The 12,453-nt window shown below is 69.6% G+C and carries 12 protein-coding genes; 6 read left to right on the plus strand and 6 right to left on the minus strand.

From position 1 onward, the window contains the following. Nucleotides 1–105: 105 nt before the first annotated feature. Genes HCK04_RS29955 through HCK04_RS29970 form a run of 4 tightly spaced genes read right to left on the minus strand, consistent with a single transcriptional unit; the run spans nt 106 to nt 4,156 of the window. Complete coding sequence (locus HCK04_RS29955) at nt 106–1,269, minus strand: S8 family serine peptidase (RefSeq protein ID WP_168066374.1); 1,164 nt, start codon at nt 1,267–1,269, stop codon at nt 106–108. Next, nucleotides 1,263–2,168, minus strand: a complete 906-nt coding sequence (locus HCK04_RS29960) for a hypothetical protein (RefSeq protein ID WP_240971931.1) — start codon at nt 2,166–2,168, stop codon at nt 1,263–1,265. Before HCK04_RS29960 ends, HCK04_RS29955 begins: the two co-directional genes overlap by 7 nt. Nucleotides 2,169–2,177: 9 nt before the next feature. Then, nucleotides 2,178–3,443: a S8 family serine peptidase gene (locus HCK04_RS29965; RefSeq protein ID WP_142650719.1), complete on the minus strand. Its 1,266-nt coding sequence runs from the start codon at nt 3,441–3,443 to the stop codon at nt 2,178–2,180. Further along, nucleotides 3,437–4,156 carry a hypothetical protein gene (locus HCK04_RS29970; RefSeq protein WP_142650720.1) on the minus strand — a complete coding sequence of 240 codons (720 nt, stop codon included), beginning with the start codon at nt 4,154–4,156 and terminating at the stop codon, nt 3,437–3,439. The genes HCK04_RS29965 and HCK04_RS29970 overlap by 7 nt, the downstream gene beginning before the upstream one ends. A 151-nt stretch (nt 4,157–4,307) precedes the next feature. On the opposite strand from HCK04_RS29970, the gene HCK04_RS29975 reads away from it, so the two are divergent. Continuing rightward, nucleotides 4,308–4,775 carry a hypothetical protein gene (locus tag HCK04_RS29975; protein ID WP_142650721.1) on the plus strand — a complete coding sequence of 156 codons (468 nt, stop codon included), beginning with the start codon at nt 4,308–4,310 and terminating at the stop codon, nt 4,773–4,775. Continuing rightward, complete coding sequence (locus HCK04_RS29980) at nt 4,775–5,086, plus strand: transcriptional regulator (RefSeq protein ID WP_142650722.1); 312 nt, start codon at nt 4,775–4,777, stop codon at nt 5,084–5,086. Before HCK04_RS29975 ends, HCK04_RS29980 begins: the two co-directional genes overlap by 1 nt. A 60-nt stretch (nt 5,087–5,146) precedes the next feature. On the opposite strand, the gene moeZ is transcribed toward HCK04_RS29980, so the two are convergent. Both moeZ and HCK04_RS29990 read right to left on the minus strand, forming a co-directional pair. Next, nucleotides 5,147–6,325 carry an adenylyltransferase/sulfurtransferase MoeZ gene (gene moeZ, locus HCK04_RS29985; protein ID WP_142650723.1) on the minus strand — a complete coding sequence of 393 codons (1,179 nt, stop codon included), beginning with the start codon at nt 6,323–6,325 and terminating at the stop codon, nt 5,147–5,149. A gap of 113 nt (nt 6,326–6,438) precedes the next feature. Then, nucleotides 6,439–7,353 (minus strand): alpha/beta fold hydrolase, encoded by a 915-nt coding sequence (locus HCK04_RS29990; protein ID WP_142650724.1) that lies wholly within the window; start codon nt 7,351–7,353, stop codon nt 6,439–6,441. Nucleotides 7,354–7,744: 391 nt separating this feature from the next. Between HCK04_RS29990 and HCK04_RS29995 the strand changes: the two genes are divergently transcribed. The 4 genes from HCK04_RS29995 (at nt 7,745) to HCK04_RS30010 (ending at nt 11,998) form a co-directional block, all read left to right on the plus strand. Further along, on the plus strand, nt 7,745–8,326 hold the full coding sequence (locus tag HCK04_RS29995; protein WP_142650725.1) for a hypothetical protein: 582 nt from the start codon (nt 7,745–7,747) through the stop codon (nt 8,324–8,326). Nucleotides 8,327–8,725: 399 nt separating this feature from the next. Further along, the gene (locus HCK04_RS30000) at nt 8,726–9,316 is read left to right on the plus strand and encodes a hypothetical protein (RefSeq protein WP_142650726.1); all 591 of its coding nucleotides are present in this window, start codon (nt 8,726–8,728) and stop codon (nt 9,314–9,316) included. 780 nt (nt 9,317–10,096) lie between these two features. Beyond that, the gene (locus HCK04_RS30005) at nt 10,097–10,528 is read left to right on the plus strand and encodes a hypothetical protein (protein WP_142650727.1); all 432 of its coding nucleotides are present in this window, start codon (nt 10,097–10,099) and stop codon (nt 10,526–10,528) included. Nucleotides 10,529–11,470: 942 nt separating this feature from the next. Continuing rightward, a complete protein-coding gene (locus HCK04_RS30010; RefSeq protein WP_168066376.1) occupies nt 11,471–11,998 on the plus strand; it encodes a hypothetical protein in 528 nt (175 codons plus the stop codon). Nucleotides 11,999–12,453 lie beyond the last annotated feature (455 nt).

Below are 12,453 nucleotides of genomic sequence, written 5' to 3' on the forward strand. Positions count from 1 at the left end.
TCTGTCACCGGAAACACGAACATCGGGAAGACCGCGTCCGAAATGCTGCAGAACGGCGGCCAACATGTGATCACCGGCGGCATTCGGCGGACGGCGGCTTCCGGGTCAGCGGCGGCGCAACGCGACGGCCGCGGTGCAGAAACCACCGATTCCGAGAGCGACGGCGATGCCGTAGATCCAGAGCCTAACCGGATCGGGCCCCGGACGTGCCGGCCCTTCCGCGACCGGTCCCCTGCCGAAATGCGCGTCGTCCTGCACAGAGTCGTCCCGCATCGAGGACGTGCGGCCATATTCGGTCAGTTCCGCGGCTTTCCGCAGGGCCGCCGCCGCGTCGATGACGCCGAATCCGACTTTGTCGTCATAACCCGCGGACGGACGAGGCCGCGAGGTCGCCGTCAAAGCACGCGACACCAACTCCGGCGGCAAATTCGGATATTTCGCCTTTATTAGTGCGATAGCGCCCGCGACGAGCGCGCTGGCCACACCGGTCCCCGACACGGCTCCCCGGCGGCCCCCCGCGAGCGTGACGGGCACGCGGTCTCCGGGCGCGGCGACCAGGACCGAGAGGTTGTCGCTGCTGCCCGCGGTCTTGGCGCCCTTGCGGTCGGCGGCGGCGACGCCCACCACCCCGGGGTAGCCCGCGGGGAACGCCCAATAGGACGTGCCGTTCTCCCTGGCGTACGGCGACCGGCCGGCGTCCCCCACGGCCGCGACGACCACCACGCCCCTCGACAGCGCGAAGGAGATGGCGTCCCGCTCCACACGGTCCACGGCGTACGCGGGGACGGGCAGGCAGATGACCTTGACGCCCCGGCCGGTGGCGTAGCGGATGCCCCGCGCGATCGGGCTGTCCTGTGGCTCGGCGGGTCCCGGACCCCCGGAAGGGCTGCGGGCCACGGGGACGGACAGCACCCGCGCCTCCGGCGCGATCCCCGGCGTCCCCCCGCCGCGTCCGCTCCCGGCGATCGCCGAGGCCAGGGCGGTCGCGTCGTCGCCCGGCGGCACGGTGTCGTCGCCGATCGCCGCGCCCGTCAGGTCGGGCCCGAGCTCGATCCGGCCGCTCAGCCCGGGCAGGCTCGCGTCGGGCTGCCCGCCGCCGAGCAGAGCGACGGTCACGCCCGCGCCCTTGCTGACCTTCCAGGCGGCGGCGGCGTTGACGGCGTCGAGCGCCCACCGCGCGTCCTCGTCGCCCGGCGCGGCCGCGGCCGCCGGTCCCGTCCCGAGGAGGACGGCCGTGATCGCCGCGCAGAGGAGGGCCGGCCTCAGCACACGTTCCCCTGGGTGCAGCGTGGGACGTCGGGAGGCTCGCCGAGGGCGCGCGCGATGCGCCCGGCCACGGTCTCGGCCACGGGCCACATCTCGCTGTTCACCTGTTCCTCCAGGGGGACGGAGGCGCGCGTCCTTCCGTCTGTGTACCCCACTGTGGAGAAGACGATGTACGGCCCGGCGCCCACCCATCCCGTGCGCTGGCGCTGGGCCGCTCCGAACGTGTCGGTGACCGTGCCGGGGAAGGCCACCGGCCGTACGCCGACCCGGTCGTCCACGGGCAGCTCGCCCGCCGCGTCGGCGCGGGCCTGCTCGCTCGGCAGCACGGCGACGCCCACGGTGACGGCGAACGTCGAGGTCTGGTCGACGTAGGTGGCGCGCAGCATGGCCTGGCAGCCGTGCTTGCGCAGCACCGCCGCCACCGGCGAGTCGACCGCCGCGGCGCACGCCGCCTCGGGGGCGATGCCCACCCGGCGCGCGTACTGCTGGGCGCGGCCGAGCCCGAGGTACGGAAGCTCCTCGGGGAAGACCATGCCGGCGGGCCAGGCGCGCCACCGGCGGGCCACGTCCTCGGCCACATATCGGGCGCGTTCGGCGTCGGTGAGCGGCCTGGCCTGGTTCTCCTGGATCAGCCCGACCGATCCCAGCAGCACGTTCACCGCGGCGACGGCGAGGACGACGCCCATGATCGTGAGATAGAGCGAGCGGAAGCGGATGCCGCGCGCGAGTTCGGCGCGCTCCTTGGCCGCCTGGGCGGCGGCGGCCCGTCCCCTCGACGCCGTCCAGGGCCGCGCGCGGGCGCGGCGCGCGGACGCGCCGAGCGGCAGCGCCCGCGGACCCGGCCGCCGGAGACCGGACGGCGTCCGCGCCGTCTGCGGGATGCGGGGCTGCTCGGGCGGCATACCTCGATGCTACGTCGGCAGGCCCGTCGGCCAAGGAGCAGGCGGCAGCGCGTCGTCCTCCTCCCGCTGCCGTCTGCGCGCCCGCCGGGTGAGGACGAGCAGGACGGCCACGCCCGCGCCCGAGCCGGTGAAGCCGCCGAGCGCGATGGCTCCGCAGAGCAGGATCGACCCCGTGTCGCGCCGTACGACCACGATGGGGTCCGGGTCTGCCGCCGCCGCGCGGACGGCGCGCAAGGGGTTCTGCACGCCCGTCCCCGACGCCGTGGCGCGATGCCTGGCCAGGGTCGCCGCCACGCTCAGCGCCCGGTAGGCGTTGACCACCCCGAACCCGGTGCCGGTGTTGTACGGCCCCTTCCTGGCGGGCGACGACGCGAGCGCCTGCGCGACGAGGGCGGGCGACATGCGGGGATACCGCGACTTGATCAGCGCGGCGACGCCGGAGACGAGCGCGGTCGCCTGGGAGGTCCCCCGGCCGACCCAGTATTCGTCGCCGGGACCGGCCCCGAGGACGTCGACGCCCGGCGCGGCGACCATCACCGAGGAGTTCCGGTTGGAGAACGAGGCCCGCCTCAGCGTGGACGTGACGGCGGCCACCGAGATCACGCCGGGGATCGCCGCCGGGTAGGAGTACGGCGCGGTCCGCTTGCCCGCGCCCTCGTTGCCCGCCGCGGCGACGAGGACCACGCCCTTGGAGATCGCGTATCTGATCGCCGTACGCTCGTCCCTCGTCGGCATGTCCTTCGACAGCGACAGGTTGATGACCTGGGCGCCGTGGTCCACGGCGTAGCGGATGCCCTTGGCGACCACGGCCTCGTAGCGCGCGTCGGAGTTGAACGTGCGGAACCCGGGCTCCTCGTCTTCGAGGATCACCCGCACCGACAGCACCCTGGCCTCCGGCGCGATGCCGATGATGCCGTCCGCGCCGCCGGGGCCGTGCCCGTGCCCGGCGATGAGCGAGGCCATGTACGTGCCGTGCAGGCGCACCGGCTGCACCCCGCGCGGGTTGGCCCCGGCCGTGTAGTCCCTCCCGGTGACGACCGATCCGGCGAGGTCGCGGTGGTCGGGATCGACACCCGAGTCGAGGACCGCGACGGTCACGCCCTTGCCCTTCGTCAGCCGCCAGGCGTCGTCGACGTCGAGCGTGCGCAGCACGTCCTGCTGGCTGAGCCGTACGTCGTCGGCCCTGGCCGGGCCGGGAACGAGGAACGTGCCACTCGCCACGGCGAACGCGGCGGCGCACGCCGCGAGGGCCCTGCGGAGCGGCGCGGTCAGCACTGCCACTCCTTGGCGGTGCAGTCCGGGGACGCCGGCGCGGTGAGGATCGCGCCGACCTCCTCGGCCAGGTCCCCGGTGAACGAGAACATGGTCTCCCGCTGCTCCCCGAGCGCGCGGGCCGGACGCCCGTCGACCTGGCCCGCCGTCGCCATCACGAGGTACGGCCCGGCCGTGTGCAGGACCAGCGACTGGCGGCCGCCCGCCGAGAAGCGGTCGGTCACGGTGCCGGGAAACGCGAGGGCGCGCAGGCCGGGGGCGGCCGAGCCGTCGCCGGGGAAGATCGGGACGGCCGAGCGCGCCTTGAGCGCGTCGGGGAAGGCGGCCACGCCGATCGTCACCACGATGCCCTGCAGGGCGTCGAGGTAGGTGGCCCGCAGGATCGCCCGGCAGCCGGCCGCCGTGATCTGACCGGCGATGGCCGTGTCGACGGCGCCGCGGCAGTCGGTGCGCGAGGAGATGCCCACCCGCCGCGCCGACTCACGCCCGCCCTGCTCGCTCGTGTAGGCCAGGGTCGCGGGGAAGATCCGGCCGGCGGGCCAGCGCTCCCATCGCAGCGCCGTCTCGGCCGCCTGCGCCTCGCGCAGCTCCGCCGTGCTCGGCCCTCTCGTCAGCTCGGCGACTGCGGCGCTGGCCGCGATCCCGCCGACGATCGCGCAGACGAGGGTGAACGCGGAGGCCACGGCCACGACCGGCCAGGTGCGCGTCTCGCCCACTGCGCCTCCGTTCCCGTCGCGGCCTCCCTCCTCCAGTGACCTTAACGCGACCTACCGCCAGCCATCCCCACAAATGCCACCGGAAAGTACTTGACGCTCCGGAAAGTGGAAAGTACTTTCCGAGATGGAAAGAGATACGAGAGGAGCCCCCGTGAACCCCGAGGAAGCGGCGCAGAGCCTGGCGCTGATCCGGCAGACCCAGGCGAAGGCGATCAGGACCCAGACCTGGCTGCCCACCTGGTTCATCACGGGCGTAGGGGTCCTGGTGACCGGCGTCCTCGTCGTCAGCGAGCCCGGCACGCCGATCCCGGTGACCATCTGCGGCGGGATCCTGCTCATGGCGGCGCTGGGCGCCCTGACCGCCGTCTTCGCCAAGACACGGCCGATGACCGTCAGCGACCCCGCGATGAGACGTGCCTTCTCGGCCGTCTATCTGCCCTGGCTCTTCGCCGGCATCGTGCTGTGCTGGGTGGCGTCGTTCGCGCTCCAGGCCGCGGACGTGCCGTACGGCATGGCCGGCGGCGGCGTCGTGATGACCGTGTACTTCGCCCTCGGCAGCCGGGCGATCTCCCGCCGCATCGCCCGCCGGGTGGCCCGCCGATTCGAAGAGACCCACTGATGGAACTCGATCCCGTCATCCACGCCCCCGCCCGGCTGCAGATCGTCTCGTTGCTCGCGGCGGCCGAGGAGGCAGAGTTCGCCTTCGTCCGCGACACCCTGGGCGTCAGCGACTCGGTCCTGTCCAAGCACGGCAGCGCGCTGGAGGCCGCCGGATACGTCGCCGTACGCAAGGGATATGTGGGCAAGCGGCCCAAGACGTGGTTCAAGCTCACCGGCAAGGGCCGGGCGGCGTTCGCCGCCTACGTCGAGACCCTGCAGCGCATCGTCGCGCCCAGCGGCCTCAGCGTGGTGCCGGACGACCACGCGTAGGGCGCGTACGGCGACGGCCGCCGCCTCGGCGTGAGGCGGCGGCCGTCGGTCGTTCGCGTGTCAGTAGGTCGGCAGGCTGGGGTCGACCGTCTTGATCCAGCTCAGCACGCCGCCGCCCACGTGGACGGCGTCGGAGAAGCCGGCGTTCTTGAGCACCGCGAGCACCTCGGCCGAGCGGGCGCCCGACTTGCAGTGCAGCACGATCTTCTTGTCCTGCGGCAGCCGCTCCAGGGCGGAGCCGTTCAGGAACTCGCCCTTGGGGATCAGCACGGCGCCCGGGATGTTGACGATCTCGTACTCGTTCGGCTCGCGGACATCGATGATCATGATGTCATCGCCACGCTCGCGCATCGCCTCCAGCTCGGCGGCGGTGATCGTGCTGCCCGCGGCGGCCTGCTGCGCCTCGTCGGAGAGCGTGCCGCAGAACGCCTCGTAGTCGATGAGCTCGGTGATCGAGGGGTTCTTGCCGCACAGCGGGCACTCGGGGTCCTTGCGGACCTTCACGTCGCGATACTTCATCTCGAGCGCGTCGTAGATCATCAGACGGCCGACGAGCGGCTCGCCGATGCCGGTGATGACCTTGATGGCCTCGTTCACCTGGACGGAGCCGATCGACGCGCACAGCACGCCCAGCACGCCGCCCTCGGCGCAGCTCGGGACCATGCCCGGCGGCGGGGGCTCGGGGTAGAGGCAGCGGTAGCACGGCCCGTGCTCGGCCCAGAAGACGCTCGCCTGACCGTCGAACCGGTAGATGGACCCCCACACGTACGGCTTGCCCAGCAGCACGGCCGCGTCGTTGACCATGTAGCGGGTGGCGAAGTTGTCCGTGCCGTCCACGATCAGGTCGTAGCCGGAGAAGATGTCCATCACGTTGTCGGTCGTGAGAGCGACGTTGTGGATGACGACGTTGACCAGCGGGTTGATCTCACGCACGCTGGCGGCGGCGGACTCGGCCTTCAGGCGGCCCACGTCGGACTGCCCGTGGATCACCTGGCGCTGCAGGTTCGACTCGTCGACGACGTCGAAGTCGACGATGCCGAGCGTCCCGACCCCGGCCGCGGCCAGGTAGAGCAGCGCGGGAGAGCCCAGGCCGCCCGCGCCCACACACAGCACCTTGGCGTTCTTGAGGCGCTTCTGACCCGCCATGCCCACGTCAGGGATGATCAGATGGCGCGAGTAGCGGCGCACCTCGTCAACCGTCAGCTCTGCTGCCGGTTCTACCAGCGGTGGCAACGACACAGTCCCACTCCTGCTCTCCGTGTCCCGTTTTCGTGCCAATGGTCGCGCTCGGCTCCATGGGCCCAACACAAGCTCTTCTCACAACTTAACCGGGGTGGCCCCGCATTCCCCAATCACGCTGTTCGGCGCAGGGGCGTTCTCGCGTAGGCCATAAGGCGGCGCGATTCGCGAGCCACGAGCTCGGGATACTCCATCTGGGCCACGTGACCGGCGTGCGGGAGCGTGACCAGGCGCACGTCGCGGAACACCCGTCCGGCCCGGTGCGCCATGCGGGCGTGCACCAGCCGGTCGCGCAGGCCGTACACGACGAGGGTGGGCGCGATGACCCGCCCGGCCTGCCGCCACAGGTTGTCGGGGCCCAGGCGGAAATACTCGCGGACGATCGCGCGGGCGCAGCCGACCATGGCCGCACGCGCGTGCGGCAGGCCGTCGCGGCGGCGCACTTCCTCTATCGCCTCGCGCAGCCGCTCCGGGTGGACCCGCGCGGCGTCGCCGTAACACATGCCGAGCGTCGCCTGGACGCGCCGCTCCGGCGGCAGCGCGGCGAGCCATCGGACGGCCAGCTCGCCCAGGCGCGGGGTGGCCGACATGGCGATCCTGGCCGGGCCGTACCTCGGCAGCAGGTCGGGCAGCGCCGGCGACACCAGCGTCAGCGACCTGACGAGGTCGGGCCGCGTCGCCGCGACCCGCACCGAGACCGCGCCGCCCATGGAATTGCCGAAAAGGTGGACCGGCCCGTCCGCCAGGGACTCCACCAGCCGCACCACCGCCCTGGCGTGGGCGGCGACCGAATAGTCGCCGTCTGCGGGCTCCGGGGAGTGCCCGGCTCCGGGCAGGTCCACGGCGATCCCCCGCGCCTCACCGGCGAGCTCGCCCATCAGGTCGGTCCAGTCCCTCGCCGAACCCGCCAGGCCGTGCACATATACAGCGGTCTCGGGCGGCCCCTCCGGGGTCGTCCGCACATGGATGCGCGTGTCCCCTGTCTCGATGAGCCGGCCGGGCCACGCTGGAATCGGCTCGACACCCACGCGTCCTCCCCTGTTCACCTCTCGCTTCTCGACCATAACCCTGCCCGTACGCCGACCCGGGCGGCACTCCCGCTATCCGGGACGCGGGATCGGTCACCCGGGTTCACCCCGGCCAGCGAGAGCGACATAGGGCCAATATCACCCTCATTCGGACATTTCGAAATGCGGATACAAATCGCAATTCGGACCAAAGCCGCCCTATCGGTGTCAACGATGCCAATAAAGCGATAAGTGAATGGCAAAAGCCGCCGACCGCAGTTTGTCGCTCTGACGGTGAGGAAAACAAGACAATGCAGGGATGATCCACCAAGGGTCATCAGTAAGGGCATTTTCCGAACGACTTGGAAAACGCCGGAGTGTCGGGGCAACAATCCTTCAAGGAGGACATGAAATGCCCAAGTTCAACAACCTGGTCGGGATCCTCGCGATCAGCGCCGCGCTTACCGGCGGCGCCGTCGCTCTGGGTACCACCGTTGCCGCCACCAGCGCGAACGCCGCGACCGTCATGGGCGGCTACGTGGGCGGTGGCTACCCCTACGCGAACTACAACCGCAACAGCAACAAGCAGCGCCAGAAGAACAAGGGCGCGAACGCCAACAAGAACAAGAACAAGAACAAGACGAAGCAGTGGCAGCACGAGCGGCAGAACCAGGCGCAGAACCAGTTCCTGCTGCGTGACTTCACGCTCGTCCTCACGCCGTTCCAGAAGACGGACACCGACGCGCGTGCGCTTCCGTACAACTGGCAGTACGGCAGCACGCAGTCGTACCCGTACACGCGGACGAACAGCTACAGCGACCAGTTCAACAACCCGCGCCAGGACCAGGACTCGCTGGCCCAGCCGAAGACCAACACGGCCACCGAGGTCAACCCGAGCGTGAAGCAGAAGGACATCGACGCGGACGTCGACGTGGACCGCAACAACAAGAGGCGGGTCCACGACCTCGAGCCCACGCCGGTGATCGTGCCCTGACGCGGTTAGCACGAGCGGCCTCGGTGAGCGTCCCGCACGGCGGGCGACGCGGCAGCCGACGGCCACCCTCGTTCGTGACCGGCGGCCTCACCTGAGCCGGAACCCGCGAACGACGGGAGACACACGCGAACGACGGAGCGGCGGACGCCGCCCGGCAGGACGGACGGCGCCCGGATGACCGTGGGACACGGCGCCGGCACCACCCGTCCGCCGCTTCGTCGGCGGGTGAACGAGCAGTCGAGAGAGCGAGCACCGGCGGCGCTTTCGAGGAGAGGACAGCCGGTGCCAGGCGAACGCATCGCGCCGCGTCACACACGACGGCGCCGAACTCACTATCCCCCGCTCCGGTTCCGTACGGGACCGGGCCGGGGTTGCGATATTCAGAGGAGAAACACCCAGATGTCCGTGTTGAAGAACATCGCCGGGGCCCTCGCCCTCGGCACCGCGCTGAGCGGCGCGGCCATCGTGCTCGGCGGCGCCGCCGTCGGCACGGCCGGCGCTACCACTGTCATGGGCGGGTACATCCCGGCTCCGTCCGCCGGTGTCCGCTACGTCCGGCCGAGCTACAACTACAACACCAACAAGCAGCGCCAGGGCCAGAAGGGCAAGAACAAGAACAAGAATAAGAACAAGAACAAGAACCACGAGTGGCAGCACGTTCGCCAGTCGGAGAACCAGAGCCAGTTCCTGCTGCGTGACTTCACGCTCGTTCTGACGCCGTTCCAGAAGTCGTCCACCGGCTCGGCCGCGGTTCCGTGGAACTCGCAGTACTCGCAGAACTCCACGCTCCCGTACACGAACACGAGCGACTACAACCAGCTGCACAACCGGCCGTGGCAGGACCAGGACTCGCAGGCCGACCCGCGCACCAACACGGCCACCGCGGTCAACCCGGAGGCCACCAACAAGGATGTCGACATCGACGCCGACATCAACGAGGGCAAGCGCAAGCACGTCACGCCTACGCCGACGTTCACGCCCACCCCCTGATTCGCAGCGTCCATCACGTGGCCGCTCCGACCGGCCACGCTGAACGGTCACGCTGAGGGGCGGGAGTGTCCGGCAGATGCCGCCCGTCGCGAGCGGCAGGTGGAGGCATCGCAAGGCGGAGGAGGAGCCGATGACGATGCTCCGCCTGGGCCACGCGCAGCAGCTCTGCCGGACACGACCTAGTGCCGGATGATTGTGCCCGTGCTCGCCGAGGGAGTGCAGTCGCGCCCTCTCGCGAGCACGGGCACTCGTCGTCTCCCCCGCTTTCACGGTCCGGTCCGTAGGGGTCGGCCTCCCCGGCCGCCCGCAAGCGCGTTCTCGGCCGGATCCGTACGTCCGTGGAACACGACCGCTGGAGCCGCCTCTCCTGCGGCGGCTCGCTCCTCGCCCTCTCGGAACGCTCCCCGCGGCTCTCGTCGAAGCGCCCCTTGAAGCGCCTGCCGGAATGCCGCCCCCTCGAACGCGCCGTGCGAGACCGCGTGCCTCCCGGCCGCTCCCGCCGTCCTGCGATCGTGCTCCCGCCACCGCTTCCGTACGCCCGGCACCCCGGCATTGAAATCGGACATTAAGGGACAACTCGCCCTTTTTGTCTCCAATTCGTTCCATATGCTGCTAATAGCCGATCAAAAGCCACAAAGGTGTGTTTGTCGGGCGACGCTGCCGGACATCAACGTATCGCAGGAACCCGGCCCACGGGGGCCAAAGAGATATTTCTCTCGAATCATCGGCGAGAAATATCGAAGGATGCGGGGATTTCCAATTCTTTCAAGGGGGACAGCAATGCCTACGTTCAAGAACGTTATCGCCGGACTCGCTCTGGGCACCGCGATCGCCGGTGGCGCGATCGCCCTGAGCGCCACAGCAGCGAGCGCCGGCACCTTCGGCGGCGCGCCGTGCGGCGGCTCTTTCGGTCCCTTCGACTGCAACAACAACAGCGGTCCGTTCTTCGACAACCAGAACCAGTGGTTCAACAACAACCAGAACAACAACTTCTGGAACAACCAGAACTTCTTCAACCAGACCGCGTTCAGCGACAACCTCGACAGCGACTCCCACTTCGCGATCGTCGGCCCCTGCGCCACGATCGCGTTCAGCGACAGCACCAACCGTGACAGCAACTTCTGGAACAACAGCTGGTTCAACAACAACTCCTGGTTCAACAACAACCAGAACAACAACTTCTGGCGGAACAACGACAACTTCATCAACTGACAAGGCGGGACCGGCAACGGTCCGCGAGACGACCGCGCCGCTCGCAATCCCGGCAGGTGAAGGGATGACGTGAACGGCCGGCCGCACCGTCCTCCACAGCCTTGACAGGAGAACGGCGCCCTAGGCGCAGTCACGTTCCCGTGGCGTCGAAAGCTCCGTGAGCACTCCCCGCTCCGGGAACGGCCGTTCGATGGAGCAGAGACAAGGGCTCCGGCGAGACTCTCGCCGGAGCCCTGACCTTTTCCCGCACCACGGGCTCAGGAGTTACCCGCACCACGGGCTCAGGAGCGCGAGGCCACGGACTCGCCCGCGGATTCCCGACGGCCATCTCCCGGCGGCCATCTCCCGACAGTCACCTCCCGGCGGCCATCTCCCGGACAGCCACCTCCCGACGGCAAGCTCCCGGACAGCCACCTCGTGACGGCCGCTTCCTCCCGGCTCCATCCGGCCGGCCGGGCCGAGGCGGACACCGCCTGGCGCGCCCCGCTTCCTCCGGCGCTGCCAGGTCCGCACAGTGCGACGCTCTCCCGTCGCCACTCCCGGGCAGGCTCCCGTCGCCACTCCCGGGCAGGCCGCACGGCCACCGCCATACCGGGCGGCGGCATGTCCGCGGACGAGGCCCACAACACCACAGGCGCTCGGACCCGGCGCCGGCGCTCGGACCCATCACCATTCCCTCTCCGAGCCGAACTCCGGCGACGTCGAACGCCCCCACAAATCGGTCAATCGAGACATTTCTCTCTTAATTCATCTAAGTCGGTTCATAAGATTCTAACTAGTGATCAAAAGGCTTAGATAGCCGTTTGTCGGACCAGCGCGCTGGAAATCATGACAGCACAGGAAGTTAGGGCTCAATTACGAGCCCGAAGGACATTTCTCATAATGAAGAGAAATGCCCTAAACAAATTCAGGAATACTGAATCCTGTCAAGGGGGACAACGCATGTCCAAGCTCCACAAGATCATCGCTGGTCTCGCCCTCAGCACCACCGCTGTCGGCGGTGCGCTCGCTCTGGCCGGTGCCGCCGGCGCCGCGACCAGGACCGGCGACGTCGACCGTCCCATCGCCCGGGGCGGCCTGGCCAACGGTGTCGACGACAGCACGGGCGGCATCGCCCAGGGCAACCGGGGCATCGGTGACAGCGGTGATCGGGGGACCGGCTTCCCTGTCTTCTTCGGTCCGAACAACAACGACAACTTCGAACGGAACAACCGCAACCAGAACTTCAACCAGGGCGACAACAGCAACTGGTGGGACAACCAGGGCTTCTGGAACCAGGGGGCGTTCGCCGACCGGCGCGACGACTCCTCCGGCTTCGGGCTCGTGGCGAAGGACGTTGCGATCGGCTTCCAGGACAAGACGAACAAGGACAACACCTGGTTCAACAACAACTGGTGGAACAACAACAACTGGTGGAACAACAACGACAACAACTGGTGGAACCACAACAACGACGACCGGGTGAACTGAGAAGGCAGGTCCAGCGGCTCCTGCGAGACGATCGCGCCGTTCCGACCAGGTGACGGATCCGGAGAACCTCTCACGAGGCATCCGACTCCGGCACGCGGACTGGCGCCGTTGAGTGCAGAGACACGTTCTCCGAAGGGCCGGCCGCTCGCTCACCGGGCGACGGCGGCCTGAACGGGAACGGCCGTCAATCCTCCTACAGTTACAACCAAGGGCTCCGGCGGGAAGGTTTCCGCCGGAGCCCTGCTCTTTTCCCCTGCCGCGGGCATCACCACCGCACTCTCTCGGCCGCGATCGGGTGCCGCGGGCATCACCACCGCGCTCTTATCGGGCGCGATCGGTCTGATCCGCGACGGCGGAGCTCGGTGGGCCCCGTGCCCCGCCGGCGCCCCGCCGGTGTTCTCGCCCGCGCTCACCCCGAGCGCGCTCCCCGTCCGTCCTCACCCCCGCGCCCTACG

This window comes from Microbispora sp. CL1-1, assembly GCF_012034195.1.
Classification (GTDB): domain Bacteria; phylum Actinomycetota; class Actinomycetes; order Streptosporangiales; family Streptosporangiaceae; genus Microbispora.

Excerpts from the sequence above, each read along its gene's own strand:
- HCK04_RS29960 (WP_240971931.1), bottom strand. The coding sequence starts at position 2,168 with ATGCCGCCCGAGCAGCCCCGCATCCCGCAGACGGCGCGGACGCCGTCC.
- HCK04_RS30010 (WP_168066376.1), top strand. The coding sequence starts at position 11,471 with ATGTCCAAGCTCCACAAGATCATCGCTGGTCTCGCCCTCAGCACCACC.
- HCK04_RS29980 (WP_142650722.1), top strand. The coding sequence starts at position 4,775 with ATGGAACTCGATCCCGTCATCCACGCCCCCGCCCGGCTGCAGATCGTC.
- HCK04_RS30005 (WP_142650727.1), top strand. The coding sequence starts at position 10,097 with ATGCCTACGTTCAAGAACGTTATCGCCGGACTCGCTCTGGGCACCGCG.
- HCK04_RS30000 (WP_142650726.1), top strand. The coding sequence starts at position 8,726 with ATGTCCGTGTTGAAGAACATCGCCGGGGCCCTCGCCCTCGGCACCGCG.
- HCK04_RS29995 (WP_142650725.1), top strand. The coding sequence starts at position 7,745 with ATGCCCAAGTTCAACAACCTGGTCGGGATCCTCGCGATCAGCGCCGCG.